The following is a 22052-nucleotide window of genomic DNA, read 5'->3' as shown; positions in this document are numbered from 1 at the left end:
CGATGGAGGGAGTGTTTATCGTCAGGAAGACGACTATGATCGCCGCATGCCCTACGACCCGTCAGCCTTTCCGCCCTTCGCCGTCACCGTGGACCTGGTCGTGCTGACCGTGCGCCGCCATGCCCTGTGTGCGTTGGCGATCCGCAGGGGCGAACCCCCGTTCCAGGGACGCTGGGCGCTGCCCGGCGGGTTTGTGCGGGCTGACGAGGATCTCTCCCAGGCGGCGGCGCGTGAGCTCGTCGAGGAGACCGGGCTGTGCGCGCACGACCCCTCGGTCCCGGCCCAGGACAACGGAGCCCACCTCGAACAGCTCGCCACGTACGGGGACCCCAAGCGGGATCCGCGGATGCGTGTGGTGAGCGTCGCACACCTCGCGCTCGCGCCCGACCTGCCTGCCCCGCGCGCGGGCGGCGACGCCAGCAACGCACGCTGGGCGCCGGTCGAGGAGCTGCTCCAGCAAGGCGGTTACGGCCGTGACGGCGAGCCGGTGGCGCCACTCGCCTTCGACCATGCCCAGATCCTCTCCGACGGCGTGGAGCGGGCTCGGTCCAAGATCGAGTACTCGTCGCTGGCCACCGCGTTCTGCCCGAGCGAGTTCACCGTCGGCGAGCTGCGCAGGGTCTACGAGGCGGTGTGGGGGGTGGCGCTCGACCCGCGGAACTTCCATCGCAAGGTCACCGGGACCCCCGGATTCCTCGTCCCCACGGGCGGGACGACCACGCGTCAGGGTGGCCGGCCGGCACAGCTCTTCCGGGCCGGAGGCGCCACTCTGCTCAACCCCCCGATGCTGCGCCCGGAGGTCTGAGACGGCGCACGGACCGCACCCCACACGGCAGTAGATCGGGATATACCAGAAAAACTGGACATTGCGCGCTATCTTGCTGCAGGTGATCCAGGCCTTCGGACTGACCAGCAATTCCCGCAAGGCGCACCCGCCCGCCGTCGACGACGTCTCGTTCGAAGCGTGCGCGGGACATGTCACCGTGCTCCTCGGAAGCGCCGGCGCGGGCAAGACGACGGCGCTCAGATTGATGCTCGAGCTTCAACAGGGGCGCGGCATCACCTACTTCAGAGGGCGGCCCCTGCACCGGATCGCCCATCCGTCGCGAGAGGTCGGCGTACTCCTCGGTGACGTACCCGGGCATCCGGGCCGCTCGGTCCGTGGCCATCTGCGTATGTTGTGCGCGGCCGCGGGAGTTCCGGCGCGCCGGGCCGACGAGGTTCTCGAAGCGGTCGGCCTCGTCAGCCTTCGCGAGGAACCCCTCGGCACGCTCTCGCGCGGGATGGACCGCAGACTCGGCCTGGCCTGCGCCCTGCTGCCCGACCCGCACACACTCGTCCTGGACGAACCCGCCGACGGTCTCTCCCCCCGCGAGGCGCAATGGCTCCACGGCATGCTGCGGGCCCACGCCGACGAGGGCGGCACGGTGCTCTGCAGCACCGCCGACCCCAAGGAGGCCGCGCGCACCGCCGACCGGGTCGTCACTCTCGACGGCGGCAGACTCGTGGCCGACCAGGAGGGAAGGGAGTTCGCCCGTACCCGGCTGCGCCCGCGGGTGGCCGTACGCAGCCCGCACGCGGCGCGCCTCGCGGCGCTGCTCGCCAAGGAGGCCCGTACCGCGCGCCGCTCCGTCGAGGTCGTACAGGAAGGCGGCAACCGCCTCTCGGTGTACGGCTCCACGACCGCCGACGTGGGTGAGACCGCGTTCCGACACGGCATCCTCGTCCACCAACTCGCGGACGAGGTCGGCGACATGGGGCCCGGCGCCGACGCCGGCCCCGATGACGTCGCGTCGCGGGAGACGAGCACAGATGCGGGGAGCGAGCCGGCGAAGGATCGGGGCCGTGCCGTGCCCGGCTCGTCACCGGCGGCCCCGGAGACGGCCGTGGGCGACGTACCGGCGGTGGAGCCGGAGGCGGTGGTGCGTGCCCTGCCCGTGAGCGAGCCGGAGGCGACCGTGCCCAGTCTGCCGGCGGTGGAGCCGGAAGCGACGGTAGGCGGCCTGCCCCCGGCGGAGCGCGCGGCAGCCGTGCGTGGCCTGCCCGCCGTGGAGCCGGGGGCCTCCGGGCTCCATGTGGCCGCGTCGGCGTCGGGCAGCTCGGCGCTCGGCTTGTCGCGGACGGAGGTCCGCGCGTCCGCCCGCGACTCGCCCGAGTCGGAGCATGCCGCCTCGGCGCCCGACCGACGGTCGCGAGAGCCGGACCGCACAGCGTCGGCTCCCTCGGCGCGAGAGGCGCGAGAACGGCGAGCCCTCCCGTTCGGCTTCTCGGCGGAGGACCGTGAGAGCGGCACCGCGGACATCTCGGCGCCACGCCGGGCCGCGTCCAACGGACCCACGGGCGAGGAACTCCCGACGGGGGAGCGGACGGCGGCCGTCGACGACGCAAAGGCGTCGCCCGCGGAGGTCTCCGGCCCCCGGCAGGGGGACGGGTACGCCGAGACCGCCGCGCGCGTACCGTCGGAGGACGCGTCGCGGGCCGACACGGTCGCGGGAGTGGAGGGGGCGGCGCCGCACGAGGGCGTCGAGCCCGGCCACGAGGACGCGCTCGGCACAGGCGTCGACCTGGTTCGCGGCGCCGGGCCCACGGGAGCCGAGTGCGGCGGCCGTCGGTCCGGAAGCGGGGACGGGCCCGGCGGCGACGCCGAAGCGGTCCCCGCAGAGGCTCTCGCGGGCGCCGACGGCGGTCGGACCGTCAATGCAGCAGCCACCGTGAACACCGGACACGACGCGGTCCCGGCCGCCCCGGAGCCGCAGACCGGCGACACGGACACCCCGGCCGCGGGCAGCTCCGACCTGCGCACCCGTCTCCCCGGTGCCAGGAACGGCAGTCGTCAGCGGCAGGACGCCCGCGCCGCCCGGACCGGAGGCGTCCGCTCCCTCGATGCCCTGTCCCCGCTCCCGCCTCCCATCTCCGTCCGCCCCGCCCGCAGCCCCCTCCGCCCCCTGCGCTACGAGATCCGGCGCGCCGCCGGAATCGGCGTCGGCTTCCTCACCTGCGGTGCCGCACTGGTGGTGTCCGCGCTCACCGCCGTACTGCTCGCCAGGCTCGGTCACACCCCGCAGGAGCGGCTGTTCGCCGCGTGGCCGCGGGAGCTGCCGCTGCCGCCCGCCGCCCTCGCGGCGGGACTGCTCGGCGCGCTGGCCTTCGGGGACGAGTTCCGCCACCCCGCCCTCGCGGCGGACCGCGGCACCGTGCCCCGCAGGCTCGGGCTGCTCACCGCCAAACTGCTCGTCTCCGGAGCCACCGCGCTGCTGCTGGCCTTCCTCACCATGGGCTGCGACGCCGAAGCGCTCTATGTCGTCTACGGACGGGAGCTGACACAAGTTCCCGCCGACTGGCTTTCGCTGAGCGTGAGTTGGTTCGCACTCGTCCTCGGCTGCGCCTGGGCCGGTGTGCTGGCGGCCGGGGTGTTCCGGTCCACCGCGGGCGGCCTGGCCGCCGTACTCGCCGTACCCGTTGTCGTCGTCCCCGTCGTGCACAAGGCGATGCAGGGACCGGCTCTGCGCATGACCGTCGGACTCCCGGTGCGGATGCGGGAGGTGCTTCTGCTGCAGTGGCCCTTCGGAGGCGAGCGCTACCTGCTCGGGATGGTGCGGGTGCTCGCCCAACCCGTGGGCGGCGCGCTGGTGTTGTCCCTGTCGGCGCTGCTGTGCGCGTATCTGTGCTCGACGCTGCGCGCCCGGTTCCGATGACCGGCATACGTGCACTTCCGATCCCGGCATGCGCACAACTCCCCGTCGGAAAGCCCATTTCTTTCCGATAAGGCGTCAATTGCGACGGGGTGAGCGATCACCCTTTCGTGTGCTTTTCACCAAAGACCTCAAGGGAGTTGGAGGCGGAGCCGACAAAGGATCCGTGAGTACCCTTGCGCACACCATGATGACCGCCGCCCGCTCCTCCGACTCCGGTCTGGCCGGCCCGGGCGAACTCGACCGCTACCCCTACGCGGAGCCCCAGGTGCCCGACCGCGTCGCAGCGCCCTCCTGGGAGGGGGCGGACCCCGACCTGGGGCGCGTCGGCCGGCGCGCCGCGGGCAGCCGCGGACGAGGCCTGCACGGCCAACTCGTTCAGCAGCTGGGACAGATGATCGTCTCCGGCGACCTGGGCGCGGACCGCCCGCTGGTGCCCGAGGAGATCGGCCAGCGCTTCGAGGTCTCCCGCACCGTCGTCCGCGAGTCCCTCCGAGTCCTCGAGGCCAAGGGCCTCGTCAGCGCCCGCCCGAACGTCGGCACGCGCGTGCGTCCGGTCAGCGACTGGAACCTGCTCGATCCCGACATCATCGAGTGGCGGGCCTTCGGCCCCCAGCGCGACGACCAGCGCCGTGAGCTGAGCGAACTGCGCTGGACGATCGAGCCGCTCGCCGCCCGCCTCGCCGCCGGGCACGGACGCGAGGAGGTGCAGCAGCGCCTGTGCGACATGGTGGAGATCATGAGCCACGCCATGGCCCAGGGCGACGCGCTGACCTACTCGCGCGCCGACAGCGAGTTCCACGCCCTGCTCATCCAGACCGCCGGTAACCGCATGCTGGACCACCTCTCCGGGATCGTCTCGGCGGCGCTCCAGGTCTCAGGCGGCCCCGTCACGGGATGTGACCGGGCCAACGACACGTCGCTCGCGCAGCACGCGCGGATCGTCGACGCGCTCGGCACCGGCGACGGCACGGCGGCCGAGGCGGCCATGCGTCAACTGCTCACGGTCCACCCCGAGGTCGAGCGCGTGGTGCCCGCCCCGCGCGAGCACTGACCCCCGCGGCCAAGGCGGTGCGGTCTCCGGTGTGCGGCGTCCTCGTGGTGCTCGTGGCGGTGCGGGGTCCTTGCCGGCCGTAGCCGGCCCCCGTCGGACCCCGCCGGACCCAGTGCGGTCCGGCGGGGTCCGACGGTGCGACGGGCCGCCGGGAGCCGTGTGTGACCGGGCGCAATGACATCGGTGATCTCCTCTGTCTGCATCTGACTGCTTTTGACCCCTTACGGGGTGTGACTCGGGCCACGCAGATTGGGCGTAACGCTCGCGGAAACAGCGCGATGACCTAAGAGGTGACAGCCGCGGAGGGAATACGGACGCCATGACAGGCGCTGTGCATCTTCCCGGCCCCGCCCGCACCGTCGGCCCATCCCCAAGGCCGGTGGTCGGCTCCTGTCCGCAGTGGACGGTGCCGGAAGCCGTTTTCCAACGTTCCGAGAGGTTGTTCGTGTCGGCCAGCACATCCCGTACGCTCCCGCCGGAGATCGCCGAGTCCGTCTCTGTCATGGCGCTCATTGAGCGGGGAAAGGCTGAGGGGCAGATCGCCGGCGACGATGTGCGTCGGGCCTTCGAAGCTGACCAGATTCCGGCCACTCAGTGGAAGAACGTACTGCGCAGCCTCAACCAGATTCTTGAGGAAGAGGGTGTGACGCTGATGGTCAGTGCCGCAGAGCCCAAGCGCACCCGCAAGAGCGTCGCAGCGAAGAGCCCGGCGAAGCGCACCGCCACCAAGACGGTCGCGGCGAAGACGGTGACGACCAGGAAGGCCACCGCCACCACGGCCGCCCCCGCGGCGTCCGCCGCGCCGGTCGCAGCCGATTCCGCCGAGGAAGCCGCCCCCGCGAAGAAGGCCGCGGCCAAGAAGACGACGACCGCCAAGAAGGCGGTTGCCAAGAAGACCGTCGCGAAGAAGACGGTCGCCAAGAAGACCACGGCGAAGAAGGACGACGCCGAGATTCTTGAGGAGGAAGTCCTCGAGGACACCAAGGTCGCGGAGGAGCCCGAGGGCGCCGAGAACGCCGGCTTCGTCCTGTCCGACGAGGACGAGGACGACGCGCCCGCGCAGCAGGTCGCCGCCGCCGGCGCCACCGCCGACCCGGTCAAGGACTACCTGAAGCAGATCGGCAAGGTCCCCCTGCTCAACGCGGAGCAGGAGGTCGAGCTGGCCAAGCGCATCGAGGCGGGTCTGTTCGCCGAGGACAAGCTGGCCAACGCCGACAAGCTGGCGCCGAAGCTGAAGCGCGAGCTGGAGATCATCGCCGAGGACGGCCGCCGTGCCAAGAACCACCTTCTGGAGGCCAACCTCCGTCTGGTGGTCTCCCTGGCCAAGCGCTACACCGGCCGCGGCATGCTCTTCCTGGACCTCATCCAGGAGGGCAACCTCGGTCTGATCCGCGCGGTCGAGAAGTTCGACTACACCAAGGGCTACAAGTTCTCCACGTACGCCACCTGGTGGATCCGTCAGGCCATCACCCGCGCCATGGCCGACCAGGCCCGCACCATCCGTATCCCGGTGCACATGGTCGAGGTCATCAACAAGCTCGCGCGCGTGCAGCGCCAGATGCTCCAGGACCTGGGCCGCGAGCCCACCCCGGAGGAGCTGGCCAAGGAGCTCGACATGACCCCGGAGAAGGTCATCGAGGTCCAGAAGTACGGCCGTGAGCCCATCTCGCTGCACACCCCGCTGGGCGAGGACGGCGACAGCGAGTTCGGTGACCTCATCGAGGACTCCGAGGCTGTCGTCCCCGCCGACGCCGTCAGCTTCACACTCCTGCAGGAGCAGCTGCACTCCGTTCTCGACACCCTGTCCGAGCGCGAGGCCGGTGTCGTCTCCATGCGGTTCGGTCTCACCGACGGTCAGCCGAAGACCCTCGACGAGATCGGCAAGGTCTACGGCGTGACGCGTGAGCGCATCCGCCAGATCGAGTCCAAGACCATGTCGAAGCTGCGCCACCCCTCGCGTTCCCAGGTGCTGCGCGACTACCTCGACTAGGTCGCGCTCGTACGACGACGAAGGCCCGGTTCCCCTCGAGGGGCCGGGCCTTCGGGCTGCGCGTGAAGCCGATATGGCTGACTCTGGGTGTTCCGACGGAACCACAGAGTGAGGAGCGCGCATGCGCCGTTCCCTTGTCCACGCATTGGCCCGGCCGCTGGTCCTGGCGGCCACCCTGACCGCCATACCCCTGGTCGGCGCGGCCCACGCGGCCGTCGGCGGCGTGGTGGTGGGCGGCTTCCCGATCGATGTCTCCCAGGCCCCCTGGACCGTGGCACTGTCCAGCCGTGACCGGTTCGGCGGTACACGCGCGGGTCAGTTCTGCGGGGGTGTGGCGGTCGCCCCCACCACCGTGCTCACCGCGGCCCACTGTCTGGCCGAGGGAGTCCTCGGGGCGCCCGTGAACCGCGTGCGCGACCTCAAGGTCATCGCGGGCCGCACCCATCTGATGTCCGACGAGGGCCAGGAGATAGCCGTACGCGACGCCCGGATCAACTCCGGGTACGACAGCCAGACCAACACCGGCGACTTCGCCGTACTCACGCTGGCCAGGCCGCTGCCGCAGAGCTCGGTCGTCGCCATGGCGCGCCCCGGTGACCAGGCCTACACGCCGGGCACACAGGCCCTCGTCTCCGGATGGGGGGACACGAGCGGCGAAGGCGCCTACGCGCGCAGGCTGTACGCCGCACATGTGCGTGTGCTTCCCGACGATCAGTGCGCACGTGCTTATCCGGGCGGTCCTGACGGCACCTACCGGTCCGGCAGCATGCTCTGTGCCGGAGAGACCAACGGTGGTCCGGACGCCTGTCAGGGCGACAGTGGCGGCCCGCTTGTGGCGGCAGGGCGGCTGATCGGGCTCGTGTCCTGGGGGAGCGGCTGCGGCAAGGCGGGCAGCCCTGGTGTGTACACGCGGATATCCGAGGTCGTACGCGGCCTGGACGGGGCCTCGGTGGGCCGCAAGCTGCGCCACAAGGGGTTCCCTCGCAAGGGGTCCTAGAGTCCGCACCAGGACATGAGCGCGGGCGGCCGCTCCTGAGGAGGGAGCGGCCGCCCGTTCACCGGCCTGTGCCGGCGCTGGCTCGTCGTGTGTGCGAGATTCAGCGCTCTTCGTCGGAAGCGGTGTTCGGAACGGTCGTCAGTCGCTCCGTCTCGTCCTGTATCTCAGCGGCGATCTTCTTGAGTTCCGGCTCGAACTTGCGACCGTGGTGGGCGCAGAAGAGCAGTTCTCCGCCGCTCAGCAGGACGACGCGCAGGTATGCCTGGGCGCCGCAGCGGTCGCAGCGATCGGCGGCCGTCAGCGGGCTCGCGGGGGTCAGAACAGTAGTCACGTCGCCTCTTCTCTAGCTCGACGAGCTGTCGTACCAGGGTCAACATCCAACCAGCCCGAAAACGTTCCCGCTCGTGGCTTTTCCTCGAAAGAATCTTCCGGGGCGGCTGTCTGCTGCCGGTTGGCGGCGAATGTGCCGTAGTACGTCTCTTACGGTGCTTACGGGTTCGCGCAGTGTTGTGTCTAGGTCCTCCAGGCCGGGTTGCCTGTTGTTCATGAGGACGTGCCCGGAGCCTAAATGGTTCATGCCTCCAAGGGAACGTGATATGTACTTCACTCCATCGAGGGATCGAACACGCATACGAGCCTGGACTAGTCTGAGTTCTCGACGAGGGTGGCGTTACACCGGCTCTACCAGGCCTCGGTACCCTCTGAGCGGCAACCGAAGCCGCCCCCTTACCCAGTAGGGGGCCAACTGAAATTCAGCGAGGAGCGAACCGCGTGACCGCCGATACGTCCGTGCCGTCCACAGCGCTGCTGGCAGGAGCAGACCGGGACGGTTCCAACTACACCGCGCGGCACCTGCTCGTCCTCGAGGGCCTCGAGGCCGTGCGCAAGCGCCCGGGTATGTACATCGGCTCGACCGACAGCCGCGGTCTGATGCACTGCCTGTGGGAGATCATCGACAACTCCGTGGACGAGGCCCTCGCGGGGGTCTGCGACCGCATCGAGGTGATCCTCCACGACGACGCCTCTGTGGAGGTGCGCGACAACGGCCGGGGCATCCCCGTGGACGTCGAGCCCAGGACCGGACTGTCCGGCGTCGAGGTCGTCATGACCAAGCTGCACGCCGGCGGCAAGTTCGGCGGTGGCTCGTACGCCGCCTCCGGCGGTCTGCACGGCGTGGGCGCCTCCGTGGTCAACGCCCTTTCCGCCCGACTCGACGTCGAGGTGGACCGTGGCGGCCACACCCATGCCATCAGCTTCCGGCGCGGTGTGCCGGGCGCCTTCGCCGCCGATGGTGCCGACGGCAGGTTCGAGGCCAAGAGCGGCCTGCGCAAGACCAAGAAGATCCCCAGGACCCGCACCGGTACGCGCGTGCGGTACTGGGCCGACCGGCAGATCTTCCTCAAGGACGCCAAGCTCTCCCTGGAGAACCTCCACCAGCGCGCGCGGCAGACCGCCTTCCTGGTGCCGGGGCTGACCATCGTCGTGCGCGACGAGATCGGCCTCGGCGAGGGGGGCAGCAAGGGCGAGGAGTCCTTCCGCTTCGACGGTGGCATCAGCGAGTTCTGCGAGTATCTGGCGAGCGACAAGCCGGTATGCGACGTCCTCCGCTTCTCGGGCAAGGGCACCTTCAAGGAGACCGTCCCCGTCCTGGACGAGCACGGCCAGATGACCCCCACCGAGGTCACCCGTGAGCTGGGCGTGGACATCGCGATGCGCTGGGGCACGGGGTACGACACCACCGTCCGGTCCTTCGTCAACATCATCGCCACCCCCAAGGGCGGCACCCACGTCTCCGGCTTCGAGCAGTCCGTGATGGGGGTGTTCAACGATGTGCTGCGCGCCAAGAAGCTGCTGCGGGTGGCCGAGGACAACATCGTCAAGGACGACGCCCTCGAGGGGCTCACGGCCGTCGTGACCGTGCGCCTGGCAGAGCCGCAGTTCGAGGGCCAGACCAAGGAAGTCCTGGGCACCTCGGCGGCGCGCCGCATCGTGAACACCGTGGTCACCAAGGAGCTGAAGGCGTTCCTGACCAGCACGAAGCGGGATGCCGCCGCCCAGGCCCGGGTCGTCATGGAGAAGGTGGTCGCCGCCGCCCGCACGCGCGTCGCGGCCCGCCAGCACAAGGATGCCCAGCGCCGTAAGACCGCGTTGGAGTCCTCGTCCTTGCCGGCCAAGCTCGCCGACTGCCGCAGCGACGACGTGGACCGCAGCGAACTGTTCATCGTCGAGGGCGACTCCGCGCTCGGTACGGCCAAACTGGCGCGGAACTCCGAGTTCCAGGCCCTGCTGCCGATCCGGGGCAAGATCCTCAACGTGCAGCGGTCGTCGGTGACCGACATGCTCAAGAACGCCGAGTGCGGCGCGATCATCCAGGTCATAGGAGCGGGCTCGGGCCGCACCTTCGACATCGACCAGGCCCGCTATGGCAAGATCATCATGATGACCGACGCCGATGTGGACGGCTCCCACATCCGCTGTCTGCTGCTCACGCTGTTCCAGCGCTATATGCGGCCGATGGTCGAGGCCGGCCGGGTCTTCGCCGCGGTGCCGCCGCTGCACCGCGTGGAGATCGTCCAGCCGAAGAAGGGGCAGGACAAGTACGTCTACTCGTACTCGGACCGCGAGCTGCGCGACAAGCTCATGGAGTTCCAGAGCAAGGGCATCCGGTACAAGGATTCCATCCAGCGCTACAAGGGTCTCGGTGAGATGGACGCCGATCAGCTGGCCGAGACCACGATGGACCCGCGTCACCGCACCCTGCGCCGGATCAACCTCTCCGACCTGGAGGCCGCGGAACAGGTCTTCGACCTTCTGATGGGCAACGACGTGGCGCCCCGCAAGGAGTTCATCTCCAGCTCGGCGGCGACACTGGACCGCTCGCGCATCGACGCGTAACCGCTGCGCTGGGCTCCGGCCGACGCGCGCTCGCCCGAGGAAGGGCGCGCGGCGTCGGCCGGGGTGTTCGTGCGGCCTCGCCAAGTGGCGGGTGGAGGGCGACCAGGACTGGTGGCGGCGGACGGAGGACAGGCGAGGCCCGCGGCGGTCGGCTGAGGAGGGCGACGGGGCTGCTGGTCGGCCCTGCTGAGCATGACGGGGCCTGATGGTCGGCCGACGAAGGTGCTGGTCGGCCGCTTTGAAGGGGCCGGCCGGTCGTTCTGCGCCTGCCGGTCATTGCGCGTAGGCCGGTCGTTCTGCGCCTGCCGGTCATCCCGCGTCCGCCGGGCGTTCTGCCCCGGCTGGCCGTTCTGAGCCCGCCGGTTGTTCCGCGCCCGTCGGTCACCGGGGTCCTCTGCGCCCGTGGGTTCACCGGGGTCCTCTGCACCCGTGGGTGGAGATGCGCCGCTTCCGATTTCCACCCGTGATCCACCCCGGCTCCGATCTCCCGACCTGCGCTTTTCCGTAGCTTCGTAGGTGTCGGCAGCGCCTGCTCCCGGCACCACTCTCTCGCTCACGGAGGCACTGATGTCCGGGCTCGCCAACTCGCTGCTGATCGTGGCCGTCGCCGCCCTTGTGATCGTGCGGCAGTTCCGCGCCCGTGCGATCGACACCGACCGGCGCTGGTGGCTGCTTCCCGTGATCCTCGCCGTTGCCGCGCTGCGTGAGCCCGGCATCCTCGACGCTCACCACCGCACTGAATCCGGCCTACTGCTCGTGGTGGAGCTGGTCATCGGCGTGGCCACCGGCGCCGGCTGGGCATGGACGACGCGCATATGGAGGGAAGCGGACGGCGTCGTATGGACCAAGAGCACCAAGGCGAGCATCGCGGTATGGATCGTGGGCATAGCTCTGCGCGTCGGTATCTATGGCGTCGGCACCGCGCTCGGCCTGCACCAGGACAGTTCGGCGCTGATGCTGGGCCTCGCCGGCACCCTGCTTGTCCGCAGCGGGATCCTGGTCTGGCGGGCGCAGTCCGTGGATCCGGCGAGCCACCCTGCCCCGGCGTACGGTGACGGCATGCGGTCGGTCAGGAGGGAGCGCGCGTGACGGGGAACACCTGGACACACTGGCCGTCGCGAGAGGCGCTCGGCCGCGCGGGGATCAGCCGGCCCCGGCGCATGCTGGCCTGGGCCGTGCGGCTGCTCGTGCTGGCCCTGCTCCTGTGGGGTGCGTTCGATCAGAACCGCGTCGGCATCGTGGGCGGGCTGGTGGCAGCGGCGGGGGTCCTCCTCGCCGGTGCCGTCTCCTGGGCCTTCTTCCGGACCACGTACCAGCACCGGCTGGTGTCCTCCCTCGTGCTCATGGGAGTGCTCCTCGCCCTCGCCGTCGCCGCCGAGGCGACGGGGTTCAGGGGACCGGCCCTCGTGCTCTGGTGCGGTTGCGGCATCAGTGCGCTGGAGCGGCTCCCGCTCGCCGCGGCTCTGCCCGTGACATCTGTGGCGCTGGCCTCGTACTCCGCGTTCAACAACGACGTCTGGCTGACCACGGCCGCCACAGTGGTGGGCATGGCCCTCGCTGGATACGTTCTGCGGCTGGACGCGGAAGCCCGTGGCCACGCACAGCGGCTTCTCGCCCAGGAGCGCGCCGCCCGGGCGGCCGAGGCCGAGTCCGCGGCACTGGCCGAACGGACCCGCATCGCACGGGAGATCCACGATGTGCTGGCGCACAGCCTCTCGGCGCAGCTGGTGCATCTGGAAGCGGCCCGGCTGCTGATCGAGAACGGCGCGGACCGTGAGCGGATCCTGGAGCGGGTGGTGGCCGCCCGGGGCATGGCTCGCGACGGCCTGGCCGAGACCCGGCAGGCGCTGTCGGCGCTGCGAGGCGATCTGACGCCGCTGGAGGACTTCCTGAGCGAACTCGTCAGCGGGGCCGATGGAGCCGAGGTCACCGTGACGGGTGACCGCAGACCCCTGCCGGCCGAGGCGTCCCAGGCAGTGCGCAGGGTGGCCCAGGAGGCGCTGACGAACGTCCGCAAGCACGCGCACGGCGCCAAAGTGCACCTGAGACTCGACTACAGCGAGCACGAAGTGATGCTGGCTGTACGGGACTCGGGCGGTCTGCCGGGCGAACTCACCGGCTCCGGCGGCGGGTACGGTCTGCTGGGCATGCGAGAGCGTGCCGAGCTGCTGGGCGGCTCACTGGACGCGGGGCCGGACGAGGAGGGGTTCGTGGTGACACTGAGGGTGCCTGTATGACCGAGGCGGAAGGGGAGAGGAAGCCCGCACGGGTGGTGGTCGCCGACGACCAGACCGTGGTCCGGGAGGGCATTGTGATGCTGCTCGGGCTGTTGCCCGGAGTGGAGGTCGTGGGTGCCGCGGGAGACGGCGAGGAGGCGGTGCAACTCGTTGGGGAACTGTCCCCGGACGTCGTCCTGATGGACCTCAGGATGCCCCGCTGCGACGGCGTGGAGGCCACCCGGAGGATCCGGGCGCAGTACCCGGGGACCCAGGTCGTGGTGCTCACCACATACGCGGACGACGAGTCGCTGTTCCCCGCGCTGCGGGCAGGCGCCCGGGGCTATCTGACCAAGGACGCGGGCGGTGACGAGATCGTGCGTGCCGTGGAGAGCGTGCTGTCGGGGGACGCCGGTCTGTCGCCGAGTGTCCAACGCCGGCTGCTGGAGCGGCTGTCACAACCGGAGCCCAGCCCGCCGTCGGCCACCGAGACACCGCCCGACGGACTGACCGCACGGGAGACCGAGGTCCTGCGGCTGATCGCCGAAGGCCTCAGCAATCAGGAGATCGCCCGCCAACTGCATGTGTCGACCGCGACCGTGAAGACACACATCAACAACCTTTTCGCCAAGACAGGACTCAAGGACCGGGCGCAGGCGGTGCGTTACGCCTACAGCAAGGGGCTGGTGCGGCCGCCCGCGGAGTGAATCACCTGATGGGGTGAAGAGCCGGAGGAAGAAGAGTCAGGGATCTTCCCGATCTGTCCATCCTTGGGCATGCAGTCAAGCAACGGTCGTGGCTGGGGAGCCGGGGACGGTTCCGAGCGTTCGGCCGAGAACCAGCAAGACCACGGCGCCCCCTCGCGCGATGTGCCGTACGAGGACCCCTGGTACGACGCGCTGGCCTCCGGCTGGGGCGAGGTGGACGGCATCGGAGCGCCGGCTCCGGCGGTGCCGCCTGCTCGCGGGGAGCACGGCGCGGCGGCGGTTCGCGCCCGCGATGTGTATGTCGAGGTGCAGCGCAGTGCGGCCTTCCAGGAAGTGCGGGCCAGATACCGGGGATTCGTGGTGCCCGGCGTCGCCGTGTTCCTCGCGTGGTACGTGGGCTATCTGGTCACCGCTACGACCGCTCCCGGTCTCATGGCGCGGTCCGTGGCGGGAGCGGTGAACGTCGGGATGCTGGCCGGACTCGGACAGTTCCTCACCACGTTCCTGCTCACCTGGGCGTACGCCCGGCACGCACGGCTGTGCCGGGACCGGGCGGCGCTGGAGCTGCGCTGGGACACCCAGGAACTGACCCGTGGAGTGCGGGGAGACGCCTCGTGACCGGTCACCATCAGACGTTGGCGCTGGTGCTGTTCAGCGGTTTTGTGGCCGTCACCCTCGGGATCACGACATGGGTGAGCCGTCGTCGGCAGGGTTCGGCGGAGGAGTTCTACGCCGGAGGGCGGCTGTTCTCACCCATGGAGAATGGTTTTGCCATCGCGGGTGACTACATGTCGGCGGCCTCCTTCCTCGGGGTCACCGGGCTCATCGCGCTGTACGGGTACGACGGGATGCTGTACGTCGTGGGCTTTCTCGTGGCCTGGCTGGTCGTGCTGTTCCTGGCGGCGGAACTGGTGCGCAACTGCGGCCGGTTCACCCTCGCCGACGTGGTGGCCGCGCGGATGAGTGAGCGGCCGGTGCGGATCGCGGCGGGAACTTCCTCGGTGACGGTGTCCGTTCTCTATCTGGTGGCGCAGATGGTGGGTGCGGGCAGTCTGGTGGCGCTGCTGCTGGGGCGCACGAGCGGAGCGGACCAGGCCTGGGCGGTCATCGGGGTCGGCGCGCTCATGGTGATCTATGTGTCGCTGGGAGGGATGCGGGCCACCACCTGGATCCAGATCGTGAAGGCGGTGCTGCTGCTGACCGGCACGATCGCGCTGACCGTGCTTCTCCTGCTGCGCTTCCACGGCGACGTCGACCGGCTGCTGCTCACGGCCGCGGACCGCAGCGGTCACGGGAGGGCGTATCTGGCGCCGGGCCTGAAGTACGGCGGGGACTGGACCGCCCGCCTCGACTTCATCAGCCTGGGGCTCGCCCTGGTGCTGGGCACGGCGGGACTGCCGCACATCCTGTCCCGCTTCTACACCGTGCCCACCGCGCGGGCCGCCCGCCGTTCCGCGGTGTGGTCCATCGGGCTGATCGGCGGCTTCTACCTGATGACGATCGCCCTCGGCTTCGGGGCGGCCGCCGTCGTGGGCACGGACGCGGTGCGCGCCTCGAACGCGGCCGGGAACACGGCGGTGCCGCTGCTCGCCCTCCACCTGGGCGGCGGCGCCGGCTCCACCGGGGGCACGGTCCTGTTCGCGATCGTCGCCGCTGTCGCCTTCGCCACGATCCTCGCCGTGGTCGCCGGTATCACCCTCGCCTCGTCGGCGTCGGTGGCCCACGATCTGTACGCGTCGCTGCGGCGGTCGCGCGGTACGGCGCGCAGCGAGGTGGTGGTGGCGCGGTGGGCGGCGGTCGGTATCGGGGCCGTGGCGATCGCGCTCGGACTGCTCGCCCGTGACCTCAATGTCGCGTTCCTCGTCGGCCTGGCCTTCGCCGTCGCCGCCTCGGCGAACCTTCCGGTGCTGCTGTACTCGCTGTTCTGGCGCGGCTTCACCACCCGCGGCGCGGTGTGGGCCGTATACGGCGGACTGGTCCCGGCGCTCGGGCTGGTGCTGCTGTCCCCGGTGGTGTCCGGCAGCCCCACCTCGCTCTTCCCGGACGTCGACTTCCAGTACTTCCCGCTGCAGAATCCGGGCATCGTCTCCATCCCGCTCGGCTTCCTCGCCGGCTGGCTGGGCACGATCACCTCGGACGAGGTCGCGGACGAGGCCAAGTACGCCGAGACGGAGGTACGGTCCCTGACCGGCGCGGGAGCGGTGTAGCGCACGGTATGGCGCCCTAGGTGCCCTAAGGCGCCACCCACGCGTACCGGTGTTCCGGTCGGCCGGTGTCGCCGTACTTGAGGAAGAGCCGCAGCCGGCCGGCCTGTTCCAGGTGGCGGAGATAGCGCTGGGCCGTGGAGCGGCTCAGGCCGGTCCTGGCGGCCACCTCGTGGGCCGACAGCGGCTGGCCGGCGTGGTGCAGGACGCCGCAGATCAGATCGGTCGTGGGCGCCGACTGACCGCTCGGCAGGCCGGGCGCGGAGGGCGCTGTGGACGTGCGCAGGGCCCCGAAGATCCGGTCGACCTGGTCCTGTCCCGCGAGGCCCCGGCCGCCGACCCGGTCCACCGTGCGGCGCAGCGCGGCATAGGAGTCGAGGCGGGTGCGCAGGGCGGTGAAGGTGAAGGGCTTCACGAGGTAGTGCAGGGCGCCGAGGCGCATCGCCTGCTGGACGGTCGTCACATCACTGGCCGCCGTGATCATGATGACATCCGTGCCGTGACCCTGCTCCCGCATCCGATGGACCAGATCGAGCCCGGTCCGGTCGGGCAGATAGTGGTCGAGCAGGACCAGATCGATGGTGCCGCGCTCGACGGCGGCCAGGGCCTGGGCGGCGCTGTGCGCACGGGCGGTCACCCGGAAGCCGGGAACCTTTGCCACGTACTTGGCGTTTATCTCAGCGACGCGGAAGTCGTCGTCCACGACCAGGACGTCAATCATCGGGCCTCTCCTTACAAGGCCGACGAGCGGTGAGCCCGTGTTTCGGCTCCGCAGTTGTAGCGCGAGCAAAATGAGCACAACAGGCTCTTGCGAGCAAAAGAACGGCTAGTGCTCACAAGACTCCTGCCGTGGCCGGAGTCACACCTACCGTCCCGGCCCATGAGCGCACACACCAGCCCCGCCATCGAGTTGCGGGGCGCGAGCAAGACCTTCAGAACCCCGTCCGGGGGGCTGCACACGGCCGTGCGCGGTCTGGACCTCACCGTCGGGCGCGGCGAGTTCGTGGCCGTCGTAGGGCCGACCGGTTGCGGCAAGTCCACCACGTTGACACTGGTCAGTGGTCTGGAGGAGCCCACCGAGGGCGAGGTGCTGGTGGCCGGCGAGCCCGTCGACGGCGTCGGCGACAAGGTCGGCTTCGTCTTCCAGCAGGACGCCACGTTCCCCTGGCGCACGGTCCTGTCCAATGTCATGGCAGGCCCGCGTTTTCGGGGCGTGCCGAAGCCCGAGGCCAAGCAGCAGGCCCGTGAGTGGCTGGCCCGTGTCGGGCTCGCCGCCTTCGAGGACCGCTATCCGCACCAGCTCTCCGGCGGTCAGCGCAAGCGCGTCGCCCTCGCCGCCACCTTCGTCAACGACCCCGAGATCCTGCTGATGGACGAGCCGTTCTCGGCGCTGGACGTGCAGACCCGGGCGTTGATGTCGGACGAGCTGCTGGAGCTGTGGGAGGGCACGGGCGCCTCTGTCGTCTTCGTCACCCACGATCTGGAGGAGTCGATCGCGCTCGCCGACAAGGTCGTCGTGATGACCGCCGGACCCGCCACCGTGAAGCAGATCTTCGACATCGACCTGCCCCGGCCGCGCAAGGTCGAGTCGGTGCGGCTGGAGCCGCGGTTCATCGAGATCTACCGCGAGATCTGGGAGTCGCTCGGCGAAGAGGTCCGCATCACCCGTGAAAGAGGTGCCGCCCATGCCGCCTGAGGTTCTCGAGCCCGCGGTGATCGACACCGCGAAGGCCCCCGATCGTGCTCAGACCCGCGCCCAGGCCGCCCGCCGCCGCAAGGCTCTCGTGGCCGTCGTACGCGCGCTGCTGCTGGTGGCCGTCCTCGGCCTGTGGGAGGGACTGGCACGGGCGAAGATCATCGACCCGTTCAACTTCTCGATGCCATCGAAGATCTGGGACCAGATCTGGACCTGGGTGACCCATGGCACCGCGCTCGGCTCGCTGGGCGAACAGATCTGGTACACCCTCTACGAGGCGCTGCTGGGCTGGGTCATCGGTGTGATCGCCGGCGTGCTCCTGGGGATCGCGCTCGGGCGGGTCAGATTGCTCGCCGAGGTGCTTGGTCCATACATCAAGGTGCTCAACTCGATCCCCAGGATCGTCCTCGCGCCGATCTTCCTGATCTGGTTCGGGCTCGGGCCGACCTCCAAGATCGCCTCCGCTGTCGTGCTGGTCTTCTTCCCGGTGTTCTTCAACGCCTTCCAGGGCGCACGGGAGGTGGACCGCAACCTGGTGGCCAACGCCCGCATCCTGGGCGCCAGCGACCGCAGGGTGACCCTCCAGGTGGTCATCCCGTCGGCCACCTCCTGGATCTTCACCAGCCTCCACGTCAGCTTCGGCTTCGCGCTCATCGGCGCCATCGTCGGCGAGTACATCGGCGCGACCAAGGGCATCGGCCTGCTCGTCTCCCAGTCGCAGAACACCTTCAACTCGGCCGGCGTCTACGCCGCGATGGCCATCCTCGCGGTCGTCGCCCTCGCCGCCGAAGGGCTGCTCACCTTCGCCGAGCGCCGCATCTTCCGCTGGAAGCCCGCCGGCTCCGACAACTGACCGGCGCGCCGCCGGACCAGCCCCCACGCCTCTCTGCCTCCCCCCACGCCTTTCTGGACCAGCCCCCCACGCCGTCCCCGCACCGCCCTCTCACAAGGACGTGAACCGCATGCGCAACACCGCCAGATACGCCTCCCTGGCCGCCGCGGGCCTGCTCGCGCTCTCCTCGCTCACCGCCTGCGCCAACGACGCGGCCAGTTCCACGGCCGACACCGGAAGCGGCGGTGGCGGCAAGGGGGAGACCGTCAAGATCATGGTCGGCGGCCTGGACAAGGTCATCTACCTGCCCGCGATGCTCACCAATCGCCTCGGCTACTTCCAGGCGGAGGGTCTGAACGTCCAGCTCCTCAGCGAGCCCGCCGGTGTCCAGGCCGAGACCGCGCTCGTCTCCGGCCAGGTGCAGGGAGCGGTCGGCTTCTACGACCACACGCTCGACCTCCAGGTGAAGGGCAAGTCGGTGGAGTCGGTCGTGCAGTTCTCGCACGCGCCCGGCGAGGTCGAGGTGGTCGCGGACAAGGCCGCCGGCGACATCACGTCACCCAAGGACTTCAAGGGCCGCAAGCTGGGCGTGACCAGCCTCGGTTCGTCCACCGACTTCCTCACCAAGTACCTCGCGGTCAAGAACGGCGTCGACGTCAGCGAGTTCACACCGGTCTCGGTCGGCGCCGGGCCGACCTTCGTCGCGGCCCTCCAGAAGGGCGCGATCGACGGCGGCATGACCACCGACCCGACCGTCGCGACGATCCTCGACAAGAAGGCGGGGAAGGTCCTCCTCGACATGCGTACCCCCGAGGGTTCGCGGCAGGCGCTGGGCGGGCCGTACCCGTCGTCAAGTCTGTACATGCAGACGGACTGGGTCAATGGACACAAGGACACCGTCCAGAAGTTGGTCAATGCGTTCGTCAAGACGCTCAAGTGGATGTCCACCCACAGCGCCGACGAGATCGCCGCCAAGATGCCCGCCGACTACTCCCAGGGCGACAAGGCGCTCTACACACAGGCCATCAAGAGCACCCTGCCCATGTTCACCGACGACGGCGTGATGCCCGAGGGCGGCCCCGAGACCGTCGAGAAGGTGCTCAAGTCGTTCAACACCGCCATCAAGAACGCCAAGGTCGACCTGAGCAAGACCTACACGACCGAGTTCGTCAAGGCGGCCAAGTGACCACCGTATGAGGTGTGTTCAGCCGCGGGTCGCCCACACGTAACGGTGTTCCGGGCGGCCCGCGTCGCCGTACTTGAGGGTCAGCCGGGCCCGCCCACTGCGCTCCAGGAGCTTCAGATAACGCTGCGCGGTCTGCCGGCTCACCCCCGTCCGCTCGGCGATCTCCTGGGCGGACAGCGGCCCTTCGGCGCTCATCAGCGCCTGGCGGACCAGCTCGGCCGTCGTCGGGGAGTGCCCCTTGGGCAGCCCGGGATCCGACCGCGCGGACAGGGCGCCGAAGATGCGGTCCACCTGCGCCTGCTCGGCCTCACCGCCGCCGTCCAGGGTGCGCCGCAGCTCGGCGTACGCCTCCAGCTTGGCGCGCAGACCGGCGAAGGCGAACGGTTTCACCAGATACTGCAGAGCCCCTTGGCGCATCGCGGCCTGGACGGTCGTCACATCCCGCGCCGCCGTCACCATGATCACGTCGGCCTGGTGGCCGCGCCTGCGCATCTCCCGGACGACCGCGAGCCCGGTGTCGTCGGGCAGATAGTGATCCATGAGGATCAGGTCCAGCCGGGGCAGCGTCTCCACCTGGCGCAGCGCCTCGGCCGCGCTGTGCGCCTCGCCGGCCACGCGGAAGCCCGGGACCTTCTCCACGTACGCGGCGTTGACCTGGGCGACGCGGATGTCGTCGTCCACGACCAGGACCTCGATCATCGCGCCTCCTCCTCGGTAACGGTGGCGGTAACGGTGGCGGTGGCGGTGGCGGCGCCGGCGCCGGCGCCGGGTTCGGGGGACTCTCCGGGCGCCGCCGGTTCCGGTTCCGGCTCGGTCAGCGCCTCCGGAAGGACCACGGTGAACTCCGCGCCACCGCCGTGCGCCGCGCTCACCGTCGCGCTCCCGCCCTGCCGTTCGGCGAGCCGGCGCACCAGCGACAGTCCGATGCCGCGCTTGCCGTGCGCGGGCGGCTCCTTCGTGGACCACCCCTCGGTGAAGACCGACTCCCGCTGCTCGGCCGGGATCCCGGGGCCCGTGTCGCACACCCTGAGGACGACCGTACGGCCCTCGGTGCGCAACTCGACCTCCACGCGCGCGTGCACGGTGCCGGCGACCGCGTCCAACGCGTTGTCCACCAGATTGCCCACCACCGTGACCAGACCTCGCGGATCGATCAGCCGGTCCGGCAGCCGGGTGCGCTCCGACACCCACAGCGCGACGCCGCGCTCGGCCGCGACGGTCGCCTTGCCGACCAGCAGCGCGGCCAGCAGGGGATCGTGGATCTTCTCCGTGACCTGCTCGGCGGTGGCCCGGTGGTCTCCGACCACCTCGCCGACGAACTCCACGGCGTCGTCGTACATCTGCAGTTCCAGCAGTCCGAGCAGGGTGTGCATGCGGTTGGCGTGCTCGTGGTCCTGGGCGCGCAGCGCGTCGATCAGCCCGCGCGTGGAGTCGAGTTCGCGCCCCAGCTGCTCCAGTTCGGTGCGGTCGCGCAGGGTGGCCACGGCACCGCCGTCGCCGGTCGGCATGCGGTTGGCGATCAGCACCCGCTGGCCGCGCACAGTGAGCAGATCGGTGCCGGTCACCCGGCCGGCCAGGACGTCCGTCGTACGGCCCGCGCCGAGCGCCTCGTCGAGGGTGAGGCCGACGGCCTCGTCGCCGATGCCCAGCAGCCGGCGCGCCTCGTCGTTCAGCAGGCGGACACGGCCGCCCCGGTCGAGCGCGACCACGCCCTCCCGGATGCCGTGCAGCATCGCCTCGCGCTCCGCGAGCAGCGCCGAGATATCGGAGAAGGCCAGGTCCCGGGTCTGCCGCTGGACCCGGCGGGAGATCAGCCAGGCGGCCAGCGCGCCCACCGCGAGAGCGCCGCCGGCGTAGGCGAGCAGGCCGGGGATCGCACTGATCAGCCGCGCCCGCACACTGTCGTAGGCGATGCCGACCGACACCGCCCCGATGATGCGGTGGTGGGCGTCGTAGAGCGGTACCTTGCCGCGCGCGGAGCGGGCCAGGGTGCCCTTGTCGATCTCCATGACCTCCTTGCCCTCCAAGGCGTCCCTGGGGCTGGTGGAGACCTTGTGGCCGATCTCGCTCGGGGTGGGGTGCGACCAGCGGATCCATCGCCGGTCCAGCACCACGATGTACTCGGCGTGCGTGGCCTTCCGGATCCGCTCGGCCTCCTTCTGCACCGGGCCGTCGCCGGTCGGCGGAGTGGTCAGGACGCCCTCGGCGATCTGCGGGTCCTGCGCCGTGGTCTGCGCGATGGCCAGCGCCCTGCGCATCGCCTCGTGGTCCAGCTGCTTGCTGAGCGGCGCGAGGAACAGCCCGGTCGCGAGCACGGCGACCCCCGCGGCAATCGCCACCTGCATCAGCAGCACCTGCGAGAACGCCCGCCGGGGCAGTCCGAGCCGCAGACGGCGTGCGGGGGGAGTGGGGCTCATACGCACGACGGTACGTGGGAAGACGCGACACGCCCCAGAGGGTGTGGTGGGGATCTCTTGACCGATTCTTGAAAGAGGCAGCCGTTCTTGTTGTGAAACAGCCAGCCGTTCTTGTTGTTGAGGGGGCGGCCGTTCTTGTTCGCGAAAGGAGCAGCCGTTTCTGCCG

Annotated in this window: 18 protein-coding genes; 14 read left to right on the top strand and 4 right to left on the bottom strand. The window is 70.2% G+C overall.

The features are described from left to right. Nucleotides 1-46: 46 nt before the first annotated feature. The 5 genes from IE277_RS24430 to IE277_RS24410 all read left to right on the top strand — a co-directional run bounded on the left by IE277_RS24430 (nt 47) and on the right by IE277_RS24410 (nt 7733). The gene (locus tag IE277_RS24430) at nt 47-805 is read left to right on the top strand and encodes an NUDIX hydrolase (RefSeq protein ID WP_189955828.1); all 759 of its coding nucleotides are present in this window, start codon (nt 47-49) and stop codon (nt 803-805) included. Nucleotides 806-887: 82 nt separating this feature from the next. Then, the gene (locus IE277_RS24425) at nt 888-3695 is read left to right on the top strand and encodes an ATP-binding cassette domain-containing protein (RefSeq protein WP_189955827.1); all 2808 of its coding nucleotides are present in this window, start codon (nt 888-890) and stop codon (nt 3693-3695) included. Nucleotides 3696-3858: 163 nt separating this feature from the next. Further along, nucleotides 3859-4746 carry a FadR/GntR family transcriptional regulator gene (locus IE277_RS24420; protein WP_189955826.1) on the top strand — a complete coding sequence of 296 codons (888 nt, stop codon included), beginning with the start codon at nt 3859-3861 and terminating at the stop codon, nt 4744-4746. A gap of 445 nt (nt 4747-5191) precedes the next feature. Beyond that, the gene (locus tag IE277_RS24415) at nt 5192-6736 is read left to right on the top strand and encodes an RNA polymerase sigma factor (protein WP_189955825.1); all 1545 of its coding nucleotides are present in this window, start codon (nt 5192-5194) and stop codon (nt 6734-6736) included. A 121-nt stretch (nt 6737-6857) separates the two neighbouring features. Further along, nucleotides 6858-7733: a serine protease gene (locus tag IE277_RS24410; protein ID WP_189955824.1), complete on the top strand. Its 876-nt coding sequence runs from the start codon at nt 6858-6860 to the stop codon at nt 7731-7733. Nucleotides 7734-7833: 100 nt separating this feature from the next. Here IE277_RS24410 and IE277_RS24405 read toward each other — a convergent pair whose 3' ends face one another. Continuing rightward, nucleotides 7834-8064, bottom strand: coding sequence for a DUF7455 domain-containing protein (locus tag IE277_RS24405; RefSeq protein ID WP_189955823.1), 231 nt, complete (start codon nt 8062-8064; stop codon nt 7834-7836). A 440-nt stretch (nt 8065-8504) separates the two neighbouring features. On the opposite strand from IE277_RS24405, the gene IE277_RS24400 reads away from it, so the two are divergent. From IE277_RS24400 to IE277_RS24375, 6 genes are all read left to right on the top strand, one after another. Continuing rightward, nucleotides 8505-10628: a DNA gyrase/topoisomerase IV subunit B gene (locus tag IE277_RS24400; protein WP_189955822.1), complete on the top strand. Its 2124-nt coding sequence runs from the start codon at nt 8505-8507 to the stop codon at nt 10626-10628. Between the two features lie 567 nt (nt 10629-11195). Then, on the top strand, nt 11196-11717 hold the full coding sequence (locus IE277_RS24395) for a CcdC protein domain-containing protein (protein WP_189955821.1): 522 nt from the start codon (nt 11196-11198) through the stop codon (nt 11715-11717). After that, nucleotides 11714-12865, top strand: coding sequence for a sensor histidine kinase (locus IE277_RS24390; RefSeq protein ID WP_189955820.1), 1152 nt, complete (start codon nt 11714-11716; stop codon nt 12863-12865). Before IE277_RS24395 ends, IE277_RS24390 begins: the two co-directional genes overlap by 4 nt. Next, nucleotides 12862-13551 (top strand): response regulator transcription factor, encoded by a 690-nt coding sequence (locus IE277_RS24385; protein WP_189955819.1) that lies wholly within the window; start codon nt 12862-12864, stop codon nt 13549-13551. Before IE277_RS24390 ends, IE277_RS24385 begins: the two co-directional genes overlap by 4 nt. Nucleotides 13552-13620: 69 nt before the next feature. Continuing rightward, the gene (locus IE277_RS24380) at nt 13621-14169 is read left to right on the top strand and encodes a DUF485 domain-containing protein (RefSeq protein WP_189955818.1); all 549 of its coding nucleotides are present in this window, start codon (nt 13621-13623) and stop codon (nt 14167-14169) included. Then, nucleotides 14166-15758, top strand: coding sequence for a monocarboxylic acid transporter (locus IE277_RS24375; RefSeq protein ID WP_189955817.1), 1593 nt, complete (start codon nt 14166-14168; stop codon nt 15756-15758). Before IE277_RS24380 ends, IE277_RS24375 begins: the two co-directional genes overlap by 4 nt. Nucleotides 15759-15783: 25 nt before the next feature. On the opposite strand, the gene IE277_RS24370 is transcribed toward IE277_RS24375, so the two are convergent. Further along, nucleotides 15784-16476, bottom strand: coding sequence for a response regulator (locus IE277_RS24370; RefSeq protein WP_189955816.1), 693 nt, complete (start codon nt 16474-16476; stop codon nt 15784-15786). Nucleotides 16477-16635: 159 nt separating this feature from the next. Here IE277_RS24370 and IE277_RS24365 point away from each other — a divergent pair, with 159 nt between their 5' ends. From IE277_RS24365 to IE277_RS24355, 3 genes are all read left to right on the top strand, one after another. Further along, nucleotides 16636-17451 (top strand): ABC transporter ATP-binding protein, encoded by an 816-nt coding sequence (locus tag IE277_RS24365; RefSeq protein ID WP_189955815.1) that lies wholly within the window; start codon nt 16636-16638, stop codon nt 17449-17451. Next, complete coding sequence (locus IE277_RS24360; RefSeq protein ID WP_189955814.1) at nt 17441-18304, top strand: ABC transporter permease; 864 nt, start codon at nt 17441-17443, stop codon at nt 18302-18304. The genes IE277_RS24365 and IE277_RS24360 overlap by 11 nt, the downstream gene beginning before the upstream one ends. A 109-nt stretch (nt 18305-18413) precedes the next feature. Further along, the gene (locus tag IE277_RS24355; protein ID WP_189955813.1) at nt 18414-19469 is read left to right on the top strand and encodes an ABC transporter substrate-binding protein; all 1056 of its coding nucleotides are present in this window, start codon (nt 18414-18416) and stop codon (nt 19467-19469) included. Nucleotides 19470-19487: 18 nt separating this feature from the next. Here the strand turns inward: IE277_RS24355 and IE277_RS24350 are convergent, their stop codons facing one another. Then, nucleotides 19488-20168, bottom strand: coding sequence for a response regulator (locus tag IE277_RS24350; protein WP_189955812.1), 681 nt, complete (start codon nt 20166-20168; stop codon nt 19488-19490). Next, on the bottom strand, nt 20165-21886 hold the full coding sequence (locus tag IE277_RS24345) for an ATP-binding protein (RefSeq protein ID WP_189955811.1): 1722 nt from the start codon (nt 21884-21886) through the stop codon (nt 20165-20167). The genes IE277_RS24350 and IE277_RS24345 overlap by 4 nt, the downstream gene beginning before the upstream one ends. Nucleotides 21887-22052: the final 166 nt, after the last annotated feature.

Origin of the sequence: Streptomyces alanosinicus (genome assembly GCF_014650595.1) — a bacterium.
In the GTDB taxonomy this organism is placed as follows: Bacteria; Actinomycetota; Actinomycetes; order Streptomycetales; family Streptomycetaceae; genus Streptomyces; species Streptomyces alanosinicus.
Note: the sequence above shows the minus strand (reverse complement) of the source record. Positions and strands in the feature narration are given on the sequence as shown.